The organism is Alicyclobacillus hesperidum subsp. aegles, from assembly GCF_027923525.1.
In the GTDB taxonomy this organism is placed as follows: domain Bacteria; phylum Bacillota; class Bacilli; order Alicyclobacillales; family Alicyclobacillaceae; genus Alicyclobacillus; species Alicyclobacillus aegles.
The window spans coordinates 1-22043 of sequence record NZ_BSBJ01000068.1; the positions used below are offsets into that span (position 1 = coordinate 1).

Consider the following 22043-nt stretch of genomic DNA (forward strand, 5'->3'; position numbering starts at 1 on the left):
CCAATCTGCCTATGGCGCACACCTATGTGTTTGACAATAACGGACAAGAGGATTTGGTGATTGTACCTCTCGGAGCACAGCTTACTGCTCAAAATTTGTGGGGTGTAAACGGTTTTCCAATGTCAGAGGCAGGGATAGCCCTAGCTGAGCAAGCGATTCTTGATAATATTATTAAACAGTATATCCAACCCTTAGGTAAAGATGTTCGCCTCATCGACGATAACGACTCTTGGATTATCCAAAGAGCGCTTGACAGGTATAGGGCGACGCATAGTATCTAACCCCAAAAATCCTCAAACCTCGCCTCGGGGTCGATCTCCCGTATCGCCTCCATCAGCTTGCGCGCGGTCAGACGCGTGGGGTGCTGTGCGCGGCTGGTGGCGAGGTTGTTGATGGTGGAGTCAGGCACGCCGCTCATCTTGGACAGGTCTGTTTGAGATACCCCATGCCTCTCCAACCATTCTCCGAACTTGCTCCGATTGCGTTCCATACCGGCAAACCATCTCATCGATTCGCACCTCCTGTTTGTCTGTTTTCCCAAAAGCGAAATATTTCAAACGTGGGAATAGGGACAAACAGGGAGCCCATATATCTCTTATCGTCACTGAGAACTCCATGATTACTCAGGAGGCGATGTGGATGCAGGTAATCAGTGTAGATTGTGGCCGTAGCGGGGTGAAGGCCGTGAGCGCGCACGAACGCGTCTATTTCCCTGCCACCCTGGGCACGTGGCGGCAACTGCGAAACGGTCGTGAGATGGGCGTCGAAGACCTGGTGATCGACTTCGCCGGCGAGCGGTATTTCGGTGGACGCGTGGCCATCGAGGAAGCGGAAGACGGGGCCCAGATGATGACGGCGTACAAGGCGCACCTCGACACGAAGATTCTCACGTTAGCCGCTCTGCATCGATTGGTCACGGATGACGAACCAGTGATGCTTGTCACCGGATTGCCGCTGGCGTTCCACAACGACCACGACAAGCAACGCATGCGGGAACTGCTACTCGGCACGCATACCATTGGTGTGCACGGCGTAACGAAGACGATCCACATTGAGCGCGTTGAAGTCGCCGCGGAGGGCGCAACGGCTGCATGGTCGATTGCCCAGCGTCGCCCAGGGCGGTTCCATGTGCTCGACGTCGGCTCGCGCACTGTCAACTACGCGACTGCTGTCGACGGACGCTGGCGCGATCGCGAGAGCGATTCGCTCGACTACGGGTTCGAGACATTCCGCGGAACGGAGGAACAGTTTGCCCGCGTCGTGATATCCGACCTGTCCACTCGTTTGCGGCCGCTCGGCCTAATCGTATTGGTTGGAGGCAGGGGATCTTTGTTACCACATCTGCGTCAATATCACGCGAACGTCGAATTGCATCCTGACGCTTTGTTTGCCAACGCCGTCGCATTCCGCGAACTGGGGGTGATTGCACATGCGCGCCAACACACGCAAGCCGAGACGAGACAGTGACAAATGCGTCATCGTCAATCGCACAGTGAGCTTTAACCTGAGCGATCCGTATCAAGCCGCGCTATTTCAATACACGGATGCCTGGATCAATTTCTCTGGAGCAGCTAAGCGTCTAATCGCCGCTGAGATGGAGCGGGGAAAAGGAGACAACAGCTCGCGCGCAGTGGATGTAGCCGTGCAGCAGCCCTTGGATAGTCAACCAGTTGCGGACGACGTTTGGGAGAGCGCAAGCTCGTTGCTGTAGTTCCTGAGCACTCATTAACCACTCAGGGAACATTGCTCGCTCAGGGAGTGCTCATTGACCACTCAGGGAGTCCCGCACCAGCCCTTGACTACTCACTGACCACTCAGTGATCGAGAGACAGTAGGGGAGAGCCCGCAGCGACAGAGTCCCTGTGGGATCGACGCCAATCGGGAGGGAGGTGACGCGGTGGGGAAGGTGGAGAAGCGGACGCAGTTCCGGCCATACGTGCCCGTATGGCAGAAGGAGATTGTCACCGACATCGCCGCCCAGCGTCGGTTGCCGGTCGGAGACACGGCACGCGACATTGTCATCGAGGCATCCCGGCACACGGCCATCATCAGCAAGTTGGCGCCGTACTTCTGGAGGCCGCTGGTGCGCGGCGATCATATCTGGCCCGGGCACCTGGACGACCAGCGCAACTTGTCAGAACTTATCGAGTATCCGTACGAGCGATGTGAGCGCCTGTCCCTGCGCATGACCACGCAGGAGCGGTTGCTCATCGACGACATCGTGATGGCGCTTGCCGCTCCGGACGCACATGCGGTTGCAGCGCTGTTCATTCTCGGTCTGCATGATGAGCGCGTGGTGCGCGCCGTCGCACCGATGTACAGACCGCGCAGCCGATACGCCATCGACAGGAGGTATGGCAAATGGGTCTCTTCGATCCGGCGATAGACGTGCCCAAGGTCGTATTTCGAAAATTCGAGCAGCTCGTTGAGGAGGTCGCGTACATCGAAGCCGGCCGAGAGGTGGATGCTCAAGAGCGACGCGACCTCGCGAAGCAGCTGTGCGTGCGTGTCCTCGAGGAGTACGTCGACCAGCACTTCCGCGAGTCGACCAGGAGCGCGGCAGAGATGTTCCTGAACCGCAAGCGGATGGAGCGGATGTTATAGAGCCAACCGCTTACGTCGAGGCCTTCGCACAAAGAATTGATGGGTTTCGTCAATTAGGGTTATGTCGGGTGTCGATTCGCCTCCACCATATGAGACCACGACCAACCATCGTGGAGAAACCCAGCTTGCCTTGCGGCGGCTGGGTTTTTTATTTCCACCGTTTGAAGGATTCTGTTGTGCCGTGACGAAAGATCAAGTTAGCGGTAGGCGAACCTACGGAGTTAGAGTTCCGCCTGCTTATTGTTGCTAACGGAGGCTCCAACCATGTCAAGCATTGAATACTACCCGTCTGAGACCTTAGTGGAACTAAGTCGGCAGAAGACTTCATATAGTTTAGTAGTTCGTCTTGCGAATAAGGACGTTGATCCGACATCACTTACGGCTTTTTTACGAAAATGAGTCCGTAGATGCAGCAGAGCCCTCGTAGAAATGTATTCACATGCAAATAGAGGCTGCCGTTGACAGTCTCCTGGAAATGAGTGGATGGTGACATCGCAATCAGGGTTTGGAAACCTGGAATCCCTTTTCCTCTAACCTGCGAATCATGGCTGCTTCACGACGCTCTTCATTGCGCTGTTTGAAACTGCTTAGATAATCTGGACCAAGCTCCGCATACGGTTTTTTGCGATGTAGGATGTGGTAGACGATTCGAAGCAATGTATGCGCCAAGGCGACCAGCGCTTTCTTGACTCCCATCTTACTGACCCATGACCAATATCGAGCGGACAGACGGGTACTTCTGGTTCGGGCTGCCGCCCAAGCACATTCGCAAAGCACTGCTTTTAGAGCACTGTTCCCGTTTCGGGACCGAACCCGTTTTTTTACCTGCACTCTCATGGTTTCCAGGACTGAGCCCGGCCCATGCGGCCAATTGTTTGTCACCACCGAACTGCTCCATGTCGGTACCGATCTCGGCCAGGATGATTGCCGCAGCATTTTCGTTAATTCCGGGTACGGTCGTGATGAGATCAAACCCCTCCTGCTTGTCCGCAATGTGAGCGCGAATCTCTTCCTCGACTTCTAGAATGGCCTTCTCAGTGAATTGAAGGTGTCCGTAGGAAAAACTGAGCATGTCCCGGTGGTGTCGCCGCAATCGACCGTTGAGCGACTGCAGCAACTTGGCAGACTTGTGTCGCAGTGCCCCTTTCATCTCCGATTCTAAGAACTCCATGGTAATCACTTCACTGTCGATGATTTTCTGGAGTAAGATTCGTCCGGAAACCCCGAAGATATCAGACATGTGTGTAGTTAGCTTGATGTTCGCATCTTGGAGGAGCCTGTGAATTCGGTTTTTCTCGGAAGTGGCGTCCTGTACGAGTTTCTTTCGGTATCGAGTCAGATCTCGTAAGTCGCGTGTTTCTTGGGATGGGACAAAGCTGCCTTCTATGAGGCCAGATCGAAGAAGTTTGGCAATCTACTCGGCATCTTTCATGTCGGTCTTTCGCCCAGGGAGGTTCTTAATATGGTGGGCATTGGCGAGAAGCAATTCAAAATCAAAAGCCTCAAGCACATTCCAAACGGGCTTCCAATACACCCCCGTGCTCTCCATGACAACATGGGTACATCCGTTGTCAGTCAACCAATCCGAAAGTGCTAGTAAATCTTCTACCATCGTTCCAAACGTCCGAACCTCCGACTTGGGTGAGCGATCCAACGGCCCGGTTAGCACACAAGCGACGACGGATTCCTGGTGTACATCCAGCCCGGCGCACCGCTCAAGAATGGCCTCCATCATATGTGACACCTCCGTCTCACAGAATGATGAATCCGAAGACAACCCGACAATGAAGATTTTTTACCCGGACTCTCAGTCCAATATCCTGTGCTTCAAGGGTTGTCCATTCAGTTTTTTTATCGGGGTCAAACCACCACAAAGCACAACCGAACTGGTCGGATTCAGCTCCATTATGCGAGATTCTTCGCAAATAAAAAAGCCATGACCATTTTCATCATAGCCTGCGTCCCAAGGGGTCATGAGCGTTTTTTTAAGATCTCATTCTCCTCCCTCAACTCACGGTTCTCGCGCTCCAAATCGCGTGCCGCCTTGGCTTCCGGTTTTAAGTTTCCACTGCCCACAAATGGGTTGTTCGGATCGTCCTTGTATCTAGCAATCCAGCCGTACAGCGTCTTCTCGGAAATACCGAGATCACGCGCTACCTGGGACGCTACTCGCCCCTCCTCCAGAACCAGCTTGACTGTGTTCAGCTTAAAATTGTTGTCATACTTATTCGCCATATGTAGACGCCTCGAATCGATTTACTTATTTTCACATTCTCAGTTCGTTGTGTCCACCATTTAAGCCTAACACCGATATTACCGACTTGAGGAGAAGTTGAAAGGAAGGATCGACCTAGTACGGGAGACGCCGGGGGTTCTGGACGGGATCACGGAGTCCGGAACCGGTGTAATCTCAAAGAAAGAGGCGCCGTTGTCAAGCATCATCGAGGTGCTCAACAAGGCGTTCGGCACGTACTTCACGGAAGCGGATCGGTTATTTTTGACCAGTGGAAAGCGGAAGTTGAAAGTGATCCGATGATCATCAAGGCAGCATGCTCCAACACAATGGAGAATTTCCGTTATGCGTTTGAAGAAGTGTTTTTGCAAAAGGGCATTGACCGGATGGGCCTGAACGAAGAACTCCTCGCCAGGATATTTAACGTTTCCGGAGTGCGTTCTGCGGTTTCGGAGTGGATGTTGGGCGAGGTGTACAAGAGCATCTGCCCACTTCTCTGAACATAGCATCTGAACGAACACTCTGAACCAGCAGCAAGTAGGTACCTGACCGATGACGTCTTGATCAACTGCGAGCGAATTATGCAGAATCAACGTTGTCAGGTAAACCCTTCTGGCAATGAATTGGACGACACATACAACTGCCGGAGTCACTGCAGGTCGGGCTTTCATATCAATGGCAGTCTTCGAATCCAAAAAACGGAATTGTATGGATATTATTATAGAATGATGATAGACTGTTTTGTGGAAAATTTGTAGGGAGGGCTCACTGTGCCGATTGAGACAGTAGCTGTCAGTCCGCTTCAGCGTGACAATATTTTGGATTATGAAGAAGGGCATTTCTTGGATTTAAAGTCTATTGACATTGGTCCGGGTAAGTTGACTGAGACCATTGCTGCCTTTGCTAATGCAGATGGTGGAGAGCTGTTTATTGGCATAGATGAACAGGTAGTCGATAGCAGGAAAGTACGTCAGTGGCGGGGGTTTTCCGATTTCGAATCCGCCAATGGACACATTCAAATCTTCGAGCAACTTTTTCCACTCGGTGAGGGATATCAGTATACCTTTCTCGAGTGCGAGGGGTGTGACGGGTACGTCTTGAAGATCGATATACACAAATCGCCAGGAGTCGTGCGGGCATCTAACGGACACGTTTACATACGCAGGGGAGCCCAGAAACTCAAATTGACTACCGATGACCAATTGCGACGTCTGGATATGGATAAAGGTGTTGTCAGCTTTGAGACAGAAGTGGTCGACATTCCGCAAGAACGTATTTCCAACTCACTGGTCATCATTAACTTCATGTTAGCCATTATACCAACGAACGAGCCAGAAACATGGTTGAAGAAACAACTTCTTATAAAAAACAACAAGCCTACGGTTGCTGGAATACTATTGTTTGATGATGAGCCGCAAGCGGTTTTGCCCAAGCGATGCGCAATCAAGATCTTTAGATATAAAACGGCTGAACCACTGCGAGAAGGGTTGGCTTTTGACCCTATCACCATCGAGGGCTGTCTTTATGAACAGATAAGACAAGCTGTTGAAAAAACTGTTGAATTGGTAGAAGGTATTCGAATGCTGGGTGCAGCCGGATTCTCTGAGGTCAAATATCCGCTTGAAGCACTGCACGAGATCATTACCAATGCAGTTTTACATCGGGACTACAGTATTCCAGCCGATATACAGATCAGGATTTTTGACAACCGAATAGAGGTCGAAAGTCCGGGGAAATTGCCTGGTCACGTGACCGTTAAAAACATCTTGAATGAGCAGTTTGCACGAAACGGTTCAGTCGTACGGATAATAAACAAGTTTCCGGATGCCCCAAATAAAGATGTGGGAGAAGGGCTTAACACAGCATTCGATGCAATGCGTCAGCTCAAGTTGAAGGACCCCATCATCCAGGAAACGGATAGCTCAGTCATAGTCATAATTCGCCATGAACCCTTGGCATCTCCCGAAGAGCTTGTGGTTGAATATCTGCGGCAACATGCAGAGATCAATAACTCCGTGGCTCGTTCCATCTGCCACATTGGGTCAGAAAATGTCATGAAGCGTGTGTTCGAGCGGTTGATGAACCGAGGAATCATAGAGAGAGTACCCGGTAAACGAGGCAAAGCAACTGCCTACCGGCTTATCAAACAAGATGACGACCCGCAACGGCCGCAGTCTCCGGCTTCTCAGACTGTCGATGGCCACTAATGTCGATTCTATCGTGACCATCTACAGGTGTTTCCATATGAAGTGTTAAAGCACGCGGGAAGGTTAGGGACTCACGTTGAGGCAGTAAATGCTCACCGTGGGTCCCTTTGGTTTAAAAGTGCCTGATTTGAAAAATTTATTTTCGATACCGGATTTCAATCGTGATTGACAGGTTTTTTAAGGGTGAAGCTTCGCCTCCACCATATGAGACCACGACCAACCATCGTGGAGAAACCCAGCTTGCCTTGCGGCGGCTGGGTTTTTCATCGATTTTAATAAGTTTCAAGGTGGGTGCCACGAAAGGAATCCACTTATAACTTTTGATAGGGATACTCCTTTGACGTCGCATTAAAACGCAACTCTTCTATAGCCCGGAAAGTAATGAGTTTAGCGTTCTGAACTTTCTTAATGTTTATTTACTTACTTTTCACGTTGATTTTACAGAATTTACATCATGGGATTGTATTGTAATCTACACAACGAATAGGGAGGTTAAAGACGATGAGACGTCGGAAAAGGAGACCCTTTGCGCTTCTTTCTGGTCTAGCGGCACTCAGTACATCGATTGCTAGCAGTTCCATGACTTCGTCGGTAAGTGCGGCAACTTCTACTCCCCCAGCAACTACAAGTACGCCAGTAATCAGCGGTGCAAAAGCGAATACCCCCATTCAACATGTCATTGTCCTCTACGATGAAAATGTTTCGTTCGATCACTATTTTGGTACTTACCCGAACGCCACGAATCCGGTAGGTGAACCGCCTTTTTATGCGGCCCCTGGCACGCCAACCGTCAATGGGCTAACGGCAGCGTTGTTGACTGATAATCCGAATCTCACCAATCCAAAGCGATTGGATCGCTCTCAGGCACTAACGGGAGATAATGACCATGGGTATACCTCCGAGCAGGAAGCGCTTGACGGTGGGCTCGTGGACAAATACGTTCAGAGTACAGGGCACAGTTACCCGGACGTTATGGACTATTTCGATGGAAACACCGTAACCGCGTTGTGGAATTACGCACAGCACTATGCTCTAAACGACAACTTCTTTGGCACAGACGATGGTCCCTCAACACCAGGTGCGCTCAACCTCATCTCAGGTCAGACGCACGGTGCCACGGCTTACAGCGCCAACGAACAACAAGGTGGAACTCCGCTACCACAAGGTCACGATAGTTCCGTTGTTAATGGGAATGGGACAATTTACAATGATCAAGACCCGTACTACGATGATGCATCCAGTGGTAAAACCATCGCGATGACGGGCACAAACATCGGAGATGTACTGAACCAAGCGGGACTGACGTGGGGCTGGTTTCAAGGAGGATATGATGATACTACAGCTCAGCACGCGAATATTGGCGGAAAAGAAGTTACGGATTATGTCGCACATCACGAACCGTATCAGTATTACGATCAAACCTCCAACGTCACTCATGTAAAACCGTCGTCAGTCGCGATGATTGGACATACGGATCAAGCGAATCATCAATATGATCTGACCGATTTTTGGACAGCTGTGGCTGCAGGGAACGTTCCGAATTTTGCCGTTTTGAAGCCGCCTGCTTACGAGGACGGTCATCCTGGATACTCAGATCCCCTTGATGAGCAGCAATGGCTCGTTCAAACCGTCAACAAATTAGAATCGTTACCGACTTGGAAGAGTACTGCAATATTCATCACCTATGATGACTCTGATGGCTGGTACGATCACGTTATGCCTCCGATTGTAAATCAATCCGACGATCCGAGTGAGGACGCGTTGGACGGAACAAATTCGGGAACAAACCCACCTGCTGGAGGGTATCAAGACCGCGCTGGATACGGACCGCGGTTACCGCTTATCGTAATTTCACCGTATGCCAAGCACAATGAGGTCATCAACTCGATTGCAGACCAATCTTCCATTATCCGTTTCGTCGAGGACAACTGGAACCTTGGACGCCTCGGAAATCAAGGGTTTGATGAGTTTGCGGGCTCACTCAACGACATGTTCGACTTTAATCCGGGTTACTACAATCCGCCTGTGTTCCTCGATCCGAATACCGGTGAGCCAGTCGCGTCCGTTACCCCGTTCACGAAAAACGGACAGTTATATATGGATGTGAACGATCTTGCACAGAGCCTGGATGTCCAAACCTATCGGTCCGGCAAAGACACGTGGTTCACGTACGGAGGACACCTGGTCGGGATCCCGGCCAACGGCGACACGGTGACCGTTGATGGTAATTCGGTCCAACTTGGCGCTCCAATCGTGAATCGGAATGGCGCCGAGTGTCTACCGATTGACAACTTAGCAACTGCGCTTGGTGTGAAGCCGATACAGTATCAGACTAACTCGATTCTGTTTCAACCGATACAATCCAATACTCCAACTACAGGCAGTCCATCAATTGAAAGTGCGAGCTATAACGCGTCTGTCCACCAGATGACGCTCACGTTCAATGCACCGGTGGCGGCGTCGAGTGTCTCCGAGAATGATTTTGTCCTCCGGGGCGGCTCACGGGACACGTTGGGTACCGCCACGGTTGATGATAATTCGAAGGACTGTACATTGATTCTGGACTTAAGCGGTGAGAAAATTAGCTCAGGAGATACATTTAACCTAGTCTCCACCCAAACCGACATCACAAACGGTGACGGTAGTGATGCGTTGCCAGCTGCCACGCCTGTGACGATTACCAGCAGCGATAGCTTGCCAGCAAGCGAACAAACGACAGGGACGCTGCTATTGAGTGCATTTTATCATGCAGGGAGTCATCAACTAACTCTCACGTTCACGCAGCCGGTTTCTGCGTCGAGTGTGGCAGCAAAGGATTTTGACCTCATGTGTCCATCAGGTAACACATTGGGCACCGTTACGGTGGATAGTAGTTCGAAAGGAAACACGTTGGTGTTGGACTTGAGCGGTGAGAAAATTAGCTCAGCAGACGCTATCAACCTTGAATCGACCCAAGCTGACATCAAAGATGGCCAAGGAAATAACGTAGTACCCATGGCGATGGGTGTACCTATCAGCACCTTGGCTAACTAGGCTGCCACTTTAGCTATAAAGGCTGCGCCAATCTTGGTGCAGCCTTTATACGGCTAAAAGAGAGTACACAGACCAATACAATAAAAATCCGGCTATGTTGATTTCAAGCGGGGGAGGGTTCGGACAGGCACTGTTCGAATGCACTTTACGTGGCTGAGTCGTTTGAAAGGGAACATTCGCCACCTGAAGCGGGCGGCTAAAAAGTATCTGATTTTCGACGTCGAAATCGAAAACGAGTCCTACGAGCCGGTGTGGAACGGGCGTGCCAGTTCATCAACGACGGTATGACAATTTTGACGAGGCCTTAGCGCGAGGGAACATCCATGATCTGGGTGGTGTCGCCTGGAATTCATCATCATTCAGATTCGAAACTTCGCCCCAACGAGGACTGTTGTGCATAATGATAGGATCGGAACATGCTGTGGCGAAGCTGTAAGGTAGCACATACTCCCAAACTGAGGTGCCCAGACGTGAGAACTCGTGATGTAATGAAGCAGTTTATCCTTCACCCAGAACATAGAATCCGTCTATTCGCCTTGGACTATTTCGAAGAAGCCCAATCAGACGATGAAGAGCTCCTGCCCATTGTTTTGAAGGCGTGTGAAATGGGAGATCAAACGGACGCCCGTCGTGAGTTGCTATACGGCGCACGAGAGTTTGCCGTGTCACCCATAATGGCTTCCGAATTATTCCGCCGGATAAAGGACGAGTCCGCACTCCAACTGGACTATGCGCGAATCCTCCTTTCAGCGCATCCTCATGTCCTTGTGGGAGCCGATAATAGTTTGTCGAGCATCCCTGCAACGTTACGTCGAAAGATTGAGCAGCGTATCAGTCTCGTCAGTTTGACAACCTCGGCTCTCCTTGAGGAATGGCGGAGGATTGCCAAAGAAATTCGGGCCGAAGAATACTCGGCGGTCGATTTTTCGTTTGTCATTGCAATGGCACGTGAGATATCACGCAGAAGTGACTTGCCGAAATTGGCGTTGAGTGAAACCATTCGGAAGTACCAGGATGGCGATCCCAATGCCTGGTACGAAGACTACGAAGATGCAATGGCGTGTGTCCTCGCGGGGTATTTGAAGGATGAATCGGCGGTTCCTGCTTTACTCGACGTCCTGGATTCAGATATCGACATCTTGCAGGAACGTGCCATGTATGCCTTGGTGAGAATTGGTACACCTTTCGTCGTGGATGCTGTTGAGAAGCGATTCGGCGAGTCGAAGTGGGGTTTCCACAACTACGCTACGGGCGTACTTGCTGGAATCAAAACATCGTACTCGGAAGCGGCGACGTTGCGGCTGTTTCAGAAGGCCACAGACATTGAAGAGCAAGTAATGCTTGCCGATACACTTTGCAGGCTGACTTCCGCCGCAGAAATTCCGGCCATGAAAGAGCTACTTGAGCAAACAGATCATAACCTGGACTTGCTTGAAGTCCTGTATGCAAATTGCGTGATCAATGGAATCGATAATCGGGAAGTCCAACAATGGAAGGAAACCCTCGATGAAATCGATGAAGCGTTTGAACGAAGGTTGCGGTTCGAGAAGGCGATGGCAACCCGACCCAAGAAGAAGATCGGTCGGAATGAACCGTGTCCATGCGGAAGTGGGAAGAAGTACAAAAAGTGCTGTGGTGCATGACTGGTAGATAGTTTCTGCGAAGCCCGCAGTGCGTCAATGATGAAGCAATTCCAGCTCTGATGGTACAATCGTGGCAAAGGACGAGGACGGTGGGTGATATGCAGTGGTCCGAGGTTCGGAAGCTCTTCCCGGATCAGTATGTTTTCGTGGAAGATTTGAAGTCGAAAATCGAAGGGGGGAAACTATACGTAGAGGAAGTAGCGCTGATCCGTCCGTTGCTAGATTCAAAGGAAACGCTTGAGGCGCTGAAAGAGTCCAAAGACAATCGCTTTATCTATCATACGTCAAACGAGAAAGTTGTCATGGACGTTGTAATGAAGCCGATGGTCCGAGCGGTGCGCTCATGAAGGTCGAAATTGTTGGCGGTATTTTGATGACCTCCATGATGATCACGCATAAGGGAACCACCAAAACTTTAGACAACATGATTATTGATACGGGGTCGGCACACACCTGGATTAACCTTGATGCTGTTGAGGATAATGTGGATGTTGCACCGGAGGATGGGGATCATATTGTCACGGCCTTTGGTATTGGTGGTCGTGACATTGCCAATCGTAAACGCATCGACAGCGTGAACTTGGGAACCTTTCGTGCGAGTGATTTCCAGGTGGATTTTGGACGGCTTGATTACGGAATCAGTGGATTGATCGGACTGGATTTGCTCATGGCGGGGAATTTTGTTCTGGACCTTGCAAGGCTTACTCTTTACCAGACCGAAGCCACTACGGAGTGAACATTCAATTTCATTTAAGCCCAAAAACGACATTTCCTGCGAGCAGAGCGAAGGACAAAAATGCATGGAATGAATATGCCGAAGGAATTCTCGGGTCCGTATACAGCGATGTTGACATGATTGATATCCATGTACCCTATGGAGTGTCAAACCGAATCAGTAGACTCGCTTAAAGGCGGATCCTGTGGACCACCCGCCGCGCCATACCGTCGCGCGGTGGTTCACCCCGTCTGCATCCGGTGTGAAGCGGTCAAGAGAGCATCGGCCCGATGTACACAGATTGAGGTCGGATCAATCGATTGTCCTCCGCCTGTTCCAGGATGTGCGCCGTCCATCCTACGCACCGGCTCGCCGAAAACGTTGCAGTGTACAGTACTTTGGGTATTCCTACCGTACCCAGAATTGCCTTAGCCCAGTACTCAACGTTTGTGTAAAGGTGACGGCCCGGCTTGTACTCTTCTAGTAAGCGGATGGCGAGGTCTTCTACCTGCACCGCGAGGTCGAACCAGGGATTTCCGGTCCGAAGCGACTCTACCGCCGACCGCAATGCCACCGCACGCGGATCTTGTGTCTTGTAGACACGATGCCCGAATCCCATCAGTCTTCGGCCTGCCTCAAGCTTCCTCCGAAGCCACGGTTCTGCATGCTCAATGGCCCCGATCTGCTCCAACATTACCATGACTTCCAAAGGCGCCCCGCCGTGCAAGGGACCCTTCATAGCACCTAGTGCAGCGCACAATGCCGACGCTATGTCAGATTGAGTAGAGGTAACGACGCGCGCTGCAAAGGTTGAAGCATTCAAACCGTGCTCCATGGTGATGACCATGTACGCTTCGAGAGCACGGGCAATCGCCGGATCAGGCCGGTTCCCGGTTAGCATGTACAGATAGTTGGCGACATGAGACAACTCGGGATCCGGTTCGATGAGCGCACGCCCAGACTGTAGTGCCCATCGGTATGCGATAACAGTGGGCAACATTGCAGTGAACATCAGCATTTTCCACCGTCGGCGGCCATTCCTGACTCGGCCCACGGGCTGAGACGGCGGTTCGGAGAACGCTCATCATATCATGCTCTGCACCGAGTCCCTCGAGTACACGTCGCACCGTCACGGGCAAGGAACGGTGCTCAGTCAAATATGATCTCGTCTTCTCGAGTTGTTGGTGTGATGGAAGAGCGCCGTGCCAGAGCAGATGCGCCACTTCCTCAAACGTTCGTGACCGTACCAGTTCACCTGCTAAGTAGCCGCGGTAGACGAGCAACCCGCGCTCACCGTCCACCGTCAAACCGCTGTAGAAGGCCATGATAGAATCGACATGAGTGGGCACTTGCTGCGGATGGGGTATCAGCATTGAGTGCCGAAGTCGCAGCATGGTTCGCAACGAGCACGCGTCCATCATATCGGAAACGTGGGCTTCAAACGGCCATACTGGTTGGCAATTGTGTTTTGCAAAGGAACGTGGCGTACGCATTGCGCCAATTGAAACGGATTCTGATTCTAATTCGCAACGAAATGAGGGACGTGCAGGGGGTTGGCTAGAGTATGTGGCCGTTCAAATGACACGGGCGTATAAACATTCCGAGGTCTGATCTGGTTCCCTGTATACTGCAGTGCGAAGTGTTCGGTGTCTAACCGGTGAAGAAGGAGGCAATCATGTGCCGAGTCAGTGGCTCATTCGACGGGTAAGCGACAGCGACTACGGACAGATCGCAAGAGTTCACGTCGACAGTTGGCGAACGACGTATAAAGGTATCGTACCGGATAATTATCTTGATGAGTTGTCGTACGAAACGAGCGAGGCAAGGTGGCGTCGAGTATCTGCGCAAAATGGCCCCGATTATGCTATGTTCGTGGCGGAAGATGGAGTCGGCCAAATCGTTGGGTTTGCAAACGGTGGAAAAGAACGCTCAGGAGACACCGACTACGACGGAGAACTCTATTCGATTTACTTGCGCGAATCTCACCAACGTCAGGGGCTTGGGCAGAAACTGTTTCATCGAATCGTTCAGCATCTTGTCAGTACCGATTTTCATTCGATGCTGATATGGGTTCTGGCTGACAATCCAGCTTGTCACTTTTACGAGTCACTGGGTGGTGTTCCTATAATAGAACAGGATGTGGAAATTGACGGGAAGTCCCTAAGAGAGATTGGGTACGGGTGGGGGAACTTGCAAGCAACGTTGGACGGTTTGTTGAAGAATACACCATCGAATTGACGACATGTGCCCAACCGATGACGTATTAGAGGGCAATTTAGGAGGTTGGTAATTGAGGTAATAAAGTCATGAAGCCAATTATTTGACATTGTATTGACGGAATCAATTGAATCTTGGTACGTTTAGCTTTAAACATTGCAGCAGAAATTCCTGATAAGTGATTGGGGATCTCGGCGGTATTTTCGGCAAGGTTGGTTATGAAGTTGAGTGTGCAGCATATGGCACAACCAACTTCGTGTGTGTCCAGATGAACGGACTGAATGAAGATTTATTTGCAAGGCATGACGAGAAAAGCGGGCTTTGGTCGGTCAACGGATGAGAACGCCAGATCTTGCGGAATGCTTGAATGTGGATATGGGAGTCACGCCGGCAACAAATTCGAACCGATTCGGCGGCTCATTTAGAAGTTGGAGAGTTAGGCGAACTCGTAGCCGCTTGGCTGTGATTTCCGGAATTTCAGGTTACCCCAGTGAAACAACGATATACTGGACCGGGAGAAAACGCGCACATCTTCGGAGAATCGAGAGTGGGTACAAGGCCGAGCTGATGGTCGACGAGGATGGAATTGTGTTCAAATCTGCGATGGGGAATGGATTGTAGCTGAATCGGGATGATTGGAGGAGCGGATCGGAAATGGCGGAATGTCTAGCATGTCTTGTGAATTTGGGGGGACGGCAACCACCAGGTGGCGTCATCTGGAACAATGGACTGTGGCAGGTTGATCACCGAGTGCATCCGTGCCCAACTCTGGGGTGGCTTATCGTGAAACCCGTCCGGCATGTGGAGTTCTTTGATGATCTGACCGTAGAAGAAGCCGAGGAATTTGGCCTGCTGGTCAAACGTGTGACTTCAGCGCTTCGTAAGTGCCTTCCGCGACCTCCAGCCAAGGTCTACACCATTCTTCTCGCAGAGTCGGCAGACTGCTCACATATACATTTTCACGTTGTGCCTCGTATGGAAGATGATCCGATCGAGTTCCGTGGTCCTCGAGTTTTTGCATGGCCGGGGGACATCGATACTGCTGAGATCGAGAGACTGGTACAACTCCTTAGAATGGAATTGTCGTAAGCAACTGCGGAGGTACATTGAATGATCACGTCGGCATAGAGGAATGGGAAACGCAATTCTCTAACGCTCTCACTCAGAGATCCGTGACCGGCATGATCGATGCTCTTGAATCTCCGGCAACGACGCATGTCGGTACTGCCAATGCACAGGTGGAGCGCAATGCTATCAAAACCATTGAGCGGCATTTCGAGTCCGAACCTGACGCTCTCTTCCTAACAGCTCTCGAGATGTACCGAAGCAGCAATCCGACTGCGGAAGAAGTTGGAGCGCAGTTGTTGGCCTTATGTCATGAGGTTTGACCCATCGACAGCAGAGAATGTACATCGTAACATGGCGGACAGCACGAACTGGGAGGTTCGGGAGCGGGTCGCGGGTGCGTCGAGACGCTTCTCTTGTCACTTTGAAAGTTTCTAACCCACGATGGCGTCGCGGATGAAGGATGAATATGGAAAATACCCGCAGAGTAGTGGTCCTGGCACTGATGTACATCGGAAGAAGCCAAAATTCCAAGTTTGCCAATCCAATATGGAATGTGGTGGAGATTCTGTGTTCGAACCGATCGAAGCACGTCAGAACCTTGGGCTATTCGACATCGGAAGTGCGATTATGAAATACTATCCAGCCGAGGTGCTTGCCCTAGGTGGGTTCAGTCGGGTGATGAGCAGATTCGGTGGAGTGTCGCTATGGTCTTTAGTGCAGCAGGTGGGGCCACATATGCTGTCGAGGTAAGGGATATCTTTAAAATCCTGCAAATGGATGAGTGACTGCATGTGAAACAAGCGATGGCGAAGGCGTTGAAGAATATCCGGAAAAGGTGTCCAGAGTATTTTCAGTGACGACAAGGGGGTATTCATTTGCACATTCGCAACGTTAGAGAAGAAGATCATGCCTCTATCATCACCGTGATTGAAGACTGGTTAGGTTGTCGACCCACGCCCGATATGCTGCCGAAACTATTCTTTCAACACTTTCAAGAAACTAGCTTTGCGGTCGAAGAAAACGGTCAATTTGTCGCCTTTCTGGTCGGATTCGTGTCGCAAACACACCCCGAACAGGCGTACATACACTTTGTCGGCGTTCATCCGGACCGGCGTAAACAAGGGCTGGTCAAGGAACTATACGAGAGGTTCTTCTCAGCGGTGCAGGAACGGGGGTGCACAGAGGTTCATGTCGTAACATCGCCTATGAACATGGGGTCGATTGCGTTTCACACCAGGATGGGATTCGAGATTGAGCCGGGTGATGGAGAAGTCGATGGAGTACAGGTTAAAACGGATTACGATGGCCATGGTCAGAGGCGGGTGCAGTTTGTACGGAGATTGACTATGGCAGAAAAAGTGGAACGTCCTCATTCAGAAACCATACTGGCACAGACACCGGAGAAACCATACTACGCAGTAATTTTTACCTCGGTTCGTACACCCGGTGATAACGGTTACGCGGATATGGCTGATGAAATGGTGGAACTAGCGCAGAACCAACCCGGGTTTCTTGGGATTGAAAGCGTCCGAGATGCCGATGGAATTGGGATCACGGTGTCCTATTGGGATTCTGAAGAGTCGATTCGAGCATGGAAGGAAAATGGGCGGCACCTCGTAGCGCAAAAGATCGGCCGTGAAAAGTGGTACGAGAGCTTTGTGACCAGGGTGTGTCGGGTCGAGAGGGCGTATGATTTTAACAGAGGTGGCCAAGGGAGACTTGACGGATAAACTTTCTTACTCGACCATAGAGACCGCGGATATCCTTGACACCATTGGCTGGATGTACGAACCGCCATATCATTTTTCTAACACAGGCGCAGGCGCCGAACCGATAAACGAGATGCTTAACGGATAACGCCGAATCGTTGAATCGAAGGACAGGGAGATTCACGGTTTTGGTTGCGTTCGTGCATCTGCGCAAGTTAGCGGGAGCGTACCAAAGTGACGGCCAGGTGGTAGTAGATTTCTGTGTGGCAATACGGCCCGATCTGACGGGGCCAGTATATCACTTCTAAACATGAATACTTGAAATGTCTCTTCTGGGATGCCTACCCTTTGGATTTAATACCAATACCCTCATTCCCCTATTTCTGATTTATTCTATCCACTCTCTTGACTTAACTCACTGCCTTAAATCAATCGACAGGTTGGTTCCAAGGCAGAATGGGACACATGGAACACAACATGGGACGCTTTGTGTCTTCGTCCTCAGATATTCTGAACAGTGATGTCAAACAAACTTGGGTAAGAGCTGCAGTGATGAGGCTGTGATGCTCCAAGGAGAGGAAAGAGATATGAAGCGATCCATGTTGAAAAGCAGTATGGCAGGCGCGGCGATGCTAGCGTTGCTCGGCGCATCCACGCCCGTCGCTTTGGCGGATTCCGGAACGACAAATACATCGAACGGGACCCCACAGTCCTGGACGGTTCAGGTCGGTAGCTCGACGCCAGACATGTCATTTATGGCGATGGGGTTTTTCCCGAATTCCATCGTTGTTGACGCGGGTGATACGGTAACATTTGTCGGCAGCGGTCATACCATCGCGTTTCCGGGCAATGGCCAGATGCCACCCATCGGAAGCCCTCTGATGTTCAAGCCAACCACCGACCAAACATATGATGGGACAAAGTTTGTCAGCTCCGGTCTGCTCATGGGGAAACCCTGGTCACTGACTTTCACGAAGCCGGGCGTTTACCCGTACTATTGCGGTCTGCACCCGGGTATGGCAGGCGTCGTCATCGTTCAACCCGCCGGGACTGCGTATCCGATGACACAGGCGCAATATAATCAAATCGGTGCTGTGGAAGCACAGGAAGATTTGGCAGCGGCCCAGACGGCACTAACAGCCGTGCAGGTAAAGACGACACCGGGTCCGCATGGTACAACCGTTTACCACATCCAGACAGATTTGCCGGAGTTGTCTGCATATCAATTCAACCTGGCACCTGCTGGACCGGGGGGCGCCATGGGTGCTGCGAAAATCAGTATGGTGAAGCCAGGCGTGTGGAACATCTCCGGGCAGCTGAGCGGCCTAAAGGCGGGCCAGTGGTATACTCCGCAACTGGAGTGGGGTGTGAGCGACAGCGGCAAGGCCGTGTCCAATGCGCACTTTGCAAAGGTGAAGGCGGCCCAGAATGGGACAGCCGAGTTCAGCGGTACAGTGCACACACTCGCGGTACCCCAAGGCGTATGGGTGCTGGACGTGACGGCATCCGGCAGCGCCACGGCAGTCAGCAGTGGCACCATCGATTATCCTTCCTTTGCCTATGAACGGTTCTTGCCGGGAAATCTCACCATTCACCAGGGGGACACGGTGGTATGGACACAGATGGGTCCGAATGAAGAGCACACCATCTCGTTTGTGCCCAAAGGCATGAAAGTCGGCGATCCAACGAAGCCGGCCGGCGGACACGTATATGCGGGTCATGGCTATTTCAGTTCCGGATATTTAGCGCCTGGGCAGTCGTACCAGCTGACGTTCACGAAACCGGGCACATACACCTATAGCTGTCTCATTCACGCGATGATGAACATGACGGCCGTTATCCATGTCCTTCCGAAGAAATAAGTAGCCCTGCCTGGTGAAACGCAAAGAACCCAACGCGCAAAAGACATTGGCAAGGTGGCAGATGCAGTTCCTTCTGCCACCTTGCATGCCTTTGTACCTCGTTTCAGGAGGAAGACGGATGAACCACAAGTCACAAACTTCATCGGCACCATCGCGCAAATCGATACTGTATAAGCGCGGCGTGATCGTCGGAATGGCCATGGCAGCAACCTGTTCTCTAATGTCTATTCCATTTTTAGCTGGTCAAACGCATGCCTTTGCCTCAACATCGAATGCCGCCTCGTCAACAGGATCGTCCTATGCGCCCAGTCACATAGTTCAGGTGAGCATCTCCGATTACAGTTTCAGCCCCTCCAAGATCACGGTACCGGTCGGGACGACGGTTGTCTGGACGAACAACGACTTGGTTGTGCACAGTGTAACGAGTGGCAGCGGCAAGCCATCGGGCTTGTTCGATCACGATGTCGCCCCGTTTGCCACCTTCTCCTATACTTTCACGAAGCCGGGAACGTATCCGTACTACTGTAAATACCATTCGATGTCGGGCACGGTCGTCGTGACGGCGCAGGGATCAAGCCAGACAACATCCAGCTTGCCTAGTAACAATACGACATCGATGGGCAATTCGATGGGCGGCATGAACATGTCTGGGAGCAACTCGGCGACAAATGCAGGGGGTGCGTATGGGCCGTATGGATCGAATCAGGACCGCATTGCCCCGATGGGTACGGGAACCAAAGGAGAACCTGTACTTCCGGATGGATTGCGGCTTTTGCCGTACACGATGCAGGACGGATACAAGGTGTTTCATCTGACGGCGGAGCCGGTGTGGTGGGAGACCAGCGCCGGGCACAAAGTGGAAGCGTGGGCTTATAACGGGACGGTTCCAGGGCCCGAAATTCGCGTGAACACGGGTGACAAAGTGAAAATTATTGTGACGAACGACCTCCCGGAGGGCACGACCGTGCACTGGCATGGGCTGGATGTGCCCTTTTCACAAGATGGCACAGGGGAGAGCCAGATGGACATCCCGTCGGGTCACCAGTACACGTATACCTTCACTGTACACGTTCCCCCCGGCACGTACATCTATCACGCACACCCGATGAACGACATGCTGAAACAAGACAAGCTGGGCTTGTCCGGGCCCTTTATCGTGGAACCAAAGGGCACATCATGGCGCGGCATTCACCCTGGATACCAGCGTGAATATACGCTGTTTCTGAATGACTCACCGCAGTTTGGCAATGACATCAACGGTAAGCTCTACCCGGCAGTGCCGGTGTTCAAGGCGAAGCTGGGCGACAAAGTGCTCGTGCACATCATCAACATGGGATCACTCAATCATCCAATAAATTTGGATGGAATGCATTTTCAGGAAATTGAGCAAGATGGCTATCCGCTTCCGGCCCCCGTCTGGATGGATACCTTGGATACACAACCGGGGACGACTTATGATATCGAGATTCAGGCGAATAACGTTGGAAAGTGGCTTTTGGCTTCCTCCATCCCGGATCAGATGACGTCGGCGGCGGGCCAGATGTCCGGCATGGCCGCCATCTTCGACGTATCTAGGTGAATGGAACCGGTAAGGAGGGGACAAAGCACATGGGTATCCTGATTCAACGGATGCTTCGTGACAAGGTGTTTGGCCTTAAAAGCCGCGGACGTCTGTCTGGTGTCTTTCGCGCCATTGCGAGTACTCTCGCTTCGCTCTGCGTGTTGATGGCGTCCACCATCATGCCTGTCGCTGCGTCGTCAGCAAATTCGTACAATGTGGCGCCGGCAAACACGGGCAGCGAGGGTGAACCGCTGTTGCCAGACGGATTGCGGTTGCTGCCCTACAAGATGCAGGGCGGTTACAAGGTGTTTCACCTGACTGCAAGGCCTGTTTGGTGGAATAACGGGCGTGGCCTCGTGGTCGAGGCATGGGCTTACAACGGAACGGCGCCTGGACCGGAGATTCAGGTGGACGTCGGCGATAAGGTCAAGGTGGTCGTGCAAAACGATCTCCCAGAAGGGACAACCGTGCACTGGATGGGACTGGATGTGCCGTTTCAACAGACGGGCATCGGCGGTATCAGCCAACCCGACATTGCGCCCGGGAAGTCCTGGACGTACACCTTCACCGTAGACGCCAATCCGGGTGCATACATTTACCGCGCAGAGCCTTCGGTGCATATGGCGGATCAGAATGAGATGGGGCTTTGGGGGCCGGTGATCGTTGAGCCCAAAGGTACGCCGTGGCATCACGTGCGCCCCGGGTACAACGAGGAGTATACCCTCGTGATTGATGATTCCGGACAGCTGGGATTTAATCTCAATGGCAAATCGTTTCCCGCGACCCGGACATTGGAGACGACAATCGGGGACAACGTGCTCATCCACCTGCTGAACGTCGGTACCATGGAACACCCGATGCACTTGCACGGAATGCACTTTCAGGAGATTGCACAAGATGGCGATCCGCTTTCACAGCCGGTGACTATGGATACGTTATCGACGGCGCCCGGAACCACATATGACATTCGTCTGCATCCGGACAACCTGGGGAAATGGTTGTTCCATTGCCATATCGTCGATCATGTGGTGGACAGCGCGGGCCATATGGTCGGTCTGGTTACGTTCATTGATGTAAAAAAGCCCTCGAAATAACACCTCTTATGACGAGTTGTTTGTCGTGAGCCGTCGTGCAAGTTAGGGCTCTCGCTTAAATAGGGGGCACCTCTCACTTGGCCATCGCCCGAATCGT

24 protein-coding genes and 2 pseudogenes are annotated in these 22043 nt (G+C 51.7%); 20 read left to right on the forward strand and 6 right to left on the reverse strand.

Annotation, left to right across the window (positions count from 1 at the left end; translation table 11 throughout):
* Window positions 1-281 (forward strand): hypothetical protein (locus tag QMF38_RS11885; protein WP_281759559.1); only part of this gene is annotated, 281 nt, incomplete at its 5' end.
* On the opposite strand, the gene QMF38_RS11890 is transcribed toward QMF38_RS11885, so the two are convergent.
* Window positions 278-508, reverse strand: coding sequence for a helix-turn-helix domain-containing protein (locus QMF38_RS11890; protein ID WP_281759560.1), 231 nt, complete (start codon window positions 506-508; stop codon window positions 278-280). The genes QMF38_RS11885 and QMF38_RS11890 overlap by 4 nt on opposite strands.
* A gap of 131 nt (window positions 509-639) precedes the next feature.
* Between QMF38_RS11890 and QMF38_RS11895 the strand changes: the two genes are divergently transcribed.
* The 4 genes from QMF38_RS11895 to QMF38_RS11910 all read left to right on the forward strand — a co-directional run bounded on the left by QMF38_RS11895 (window position 640) and on the right by QMF38_RS11910 (window position 2604).
* Window positions 640-1467 (forward strand): ParM/StbA family protein, encoded by an 828-nt coding sequence (locus QMF38_RS11895; protein ID WP_281759561.1) that lies wholly within the window; start codon window positions 640-642, stop codon window positions 1465-1467.
* Entirely contained in the window at window positions 1430-1711 is a 282-nt protein-coding gene (locus tag QMF38_RS11900; protein WP_281759562.1) for a hypothetical protein, read from the forward strand. Before QMF38_RS11895 ends, QMF38_RS11900 begins: the two co-directional genes overlap by 38 nt.
* 186 nt (window positions 1712-1897) lie before the next feature.
* Window positions 1898-2386, forward strand: a complete 489-nt coding sequence (locus QMF38_RS11905) for a hypothetical protein (RefSeq protein ID WP_281759563.1) — start codon at window positions 1898-1900, stop codon at window positions 2384-2386.
* On the forward strand, window positions 2362-2604 hold the full coding sequence (locus QMF38_RS11910; protein WP_281759564.1) for a hypothetical protein: 243 nt from the start codon (window positions 2362-2364) through the stop codon (window positions 2602-2604). The genes QMF38_RS11905 and QMF38_RS11910 overlap by 25 nt, the downstream gene beginning before the upstream one ends.
* Window positions 2605-3102: 498 nt before the next feature.
* Here QMF38_RS11910 and QMF38_RS11915 read toward each other — a convergent pair whose 3' ends face one another.
* The 4 genes and pseudogenes from QMF38_RS11915 to QMF38_RS11930 all read right to left on the reverse strand — a co-directional run bounded on the left by QMF38_RS11915 (window position 3103) and on the right by QMF38_RS11930 (window position 4839).
* Window positions 3103-3300, reverse strand: coding sequence for a hypothetical protein (locus QMF38_RS11915; protein ID WP_281759565.1), 198 nt, complete (start codon window positions 3298-3300; stop codon window positions 3103-3105).
* Window position 3301: 1 nt separating this feature from the next.
* The gene (locus QMF38_RS11920; RefSeq protein ID WP_281759619.1) at window positions 3302-3775 is read right to left on the reverse strand and encodes a transposase; all 474 of its coding nucleotides are present in this window, start codon (window positions 3773-3775) and stop codon (window positions 3302-3304) included.
* 150 nt (window positions 3776-3925) lie between these two features.
* Window positions 3926-4339, reverse strand: a pseudogene (locus QMF38_RS11925) (IS110 family transposase); the annotation flags it as partial.
* A gap of 236 nt (window positions 4340-4575) precedes the next feature.
* Window positions 4576-4839: a transposase gene (locus tag QMF38_RS11930; protein ID WP_281759566.1), complete on the reverse strand. Its 264-nt coding sequence runs from the start codon at window positions 4837-4839 to the stop codon at window positions 4576-4578.
* Between the two features lie 97 nt (window positions 4840-4936).
* Here QMF38_RS11930 and QMF38_RS11935 point away from each other — a divergent pair, with 97 nt between their 5' ends.
* The 8 genes from QMF38_RS11935 to QMF38_RS11970 all read left to right on the forward strand — a co-directional run bounded on the left by QMF38_RS11935 (window position 4937) and on the right by QMF38_RS11970 (window position 12456).
* On the forward strand, window positions 4937-5140 hold the full coding sequence (locus tag QMF38_RS11935; protein ID WP_281759567.1) for a hypothetical protein: 204 nt from the start codon (window positions 4937-4939) through the stop codon (window positions 5138-5140).
* Between the two features lie 26 nt (window positions 5141-5166).
* Window positions 5167-5337 (forward strand): hypothetical protein, encoded by a 171-nt coding sequence (locus QMF38_RS11940; protein ID WP_281759568.1) that lies wholly within the window; start codon window positions 5167-5169, stop codon window positions 5335-5337.
* A 270-nt stretch (window positions 5338-5607) separates the two neighbouring features.
* A complete protein-coding gene (locus tag QMF38_RS11945; protein WP_281759569.1) occupies window positions 5608-7044 on the forward strand; it encodes an ATP-binding protein in 1437 nt (478 codons plus the stop codon).
* Window positions 7045-7545: 501 nt separating this feature from the next.
* Window positions 7546-10077 (forward strand): alkaline phosphatase family protein, encoded by a 2532-nt coding sequence (locus tag QMF38_RS11950; protein ID WP_281759570.1) that lies wholly within the window; start codon window positions 7546-7548, stop codon window positions 10075-10077.
* Between the two features lie 162 nt (window positions 10078-10239).
* Window positions 10240-10365, forward strand: a complete 126-nt coding sequence (locus QMF38_RS11955; protein ID WP_281759571.1) for a hypothetical protein — start codon at window positions 10240-10242, stop codon at window positions 10363-10365.
* 182 nt (window positions 10366-10547) lie between these two features.
* Window positions 10548-11720, forward strand: coding sequence for an SEC-C metal-binding domain-containing protein (locus QMF38_RS11960; RefSeq protein ID WP_281759572.1), 1173 nt, complete (start codon window positions 10548-10550; stop codon window positions 11718-11720).
* Window positions 11721-11818: 98 nt separating this feature from the next.
* Window positions 11819-12067 carry a hypothetical protein gene (locus QMF38_RS11965; protein ID WP_281759573.1) on the forward strand — a complete coding sequence of 83 codons (249 nt, stop codon included), beginning with the start codon at window positions 11819-11821 and terminating at the stop codon, window positions 12065-12067.
* The gene (locus tag QMF38_RS11970; RefSeq protein ID WP_281759574.1) at window positions 12064-12456 is read left to right on the forward strand and encodes a retropepsin-like aspartic protease; all 393 of its coding nucleotides are present in this window, start codon (window positions 12064-12066) and stop codon (window positions 12454-12456) included. The genes QMF38_RS11965 and QMF38_RS11970 overlap by 4 nt, the downstream gene beginning before the upstream one ends.
* 250 nt (window positions 12457-12706) lie before the next feature.
* Here QMF38_RS11970 and QMF38_RS11975 read toward each other — a convergent pair.
* A pseudogene (locus tag QMF38_RS11975) lies at window positions 12707-13928 on the reverse strand (citrate/2-methylcitrate synthase).
* 184 nt (window positions 13929-14112) lie between these two features.
* Between QMF38_RS11975 and QMF38_RS11980 the strand changes: the two are divergent.
* The 7 genes from QMF38_RS11980 to QMF38_RS12015 all read left to right on the forward strand — a co-directional run bounded on the left by QMF38_RS11980 (window position 14113) and on the right by QMF38_RS12015 (window position 21946).
* On the forward strand, window positions 14113-14673 hold the full coding sequence (locus QMF38_RS11980) for a GNAT family N-acetyltransferase (RefSeq protein ID WP_281759575.1): 561 nt from the start codon (window positions 14113-14115) through the stop codon (window positions 14671-14673).
* A gap of 762 nt (window positions 14674-15435) precedes the next feature.
* Window positions 15436-15741, forward strand: coding sequence for an HIT family protein (locus QMF38_RS11985; RefSeq protein ID WP_281759576.1), 306 nt, complete (start codon window positions 15436-15438; stop codon window positions 15739-15741).
* Window positions 15742-15758: 17 nt separating this feature from the next.
* Window positions 15759-16040, forward strand: coding sequence for a hypothetical protein (locus QMF38_RS11990; RefSeq protein ID WP_281759577.1), 282 nt, complete (start codon window positions 15759-15761; stop codon window positions 16038-16040).
* Window positions 16041-16595: 555 nt separating this feature from the next.
* Complete coding sequence (locus tag QMF38_RS14750) at window positions 16596-17450, forward strand: GNAT family N-acetyltransferase (RefSeq protein WP_309298703.1); 855 nt, start codon at window positions 16596-16598, stop codon at window positions 17448-17450.
* Between the two features lie 566 nt (window positions 17451-18016).
* A complete protein-coding gene (locus QMF38_RS12005; RefSeq protein ID WP_281759578.1) occupies window positions 18017-19291 on the forward strand; it encodes a cupredoxin domain-containing protein in 1275 nt (424 codons plus the stop codon).
* Window positions 19292-19409: 118 nt separating this feature from the next.
* Window positions 19410-20870: a multicopper oxidase domain-containing protein gene (locus tag QMF38_RS12010; RefSeq protein WP_281759579.1), complete on the forward strand. Its 1461-nt coding sequence runs from the start codon at window positions 19410-19412 to the stop codon at window positions 20868-20870.
* Window positions 20871-20899: 29 nt separating this feature from the next.
* Window positions 20900-21946, forward strand: a complete 1047-nt coding sequence (locus QMF38_RS12015; protein ID WP_281759580.1) for a multicopper oxidase family protein — start codon at window positions 20900-20902, stop codon at window positions 21944-21946.
* The last annotated feature ends 97 nt before the right edge of the window (window positions 21947-22043 follow it).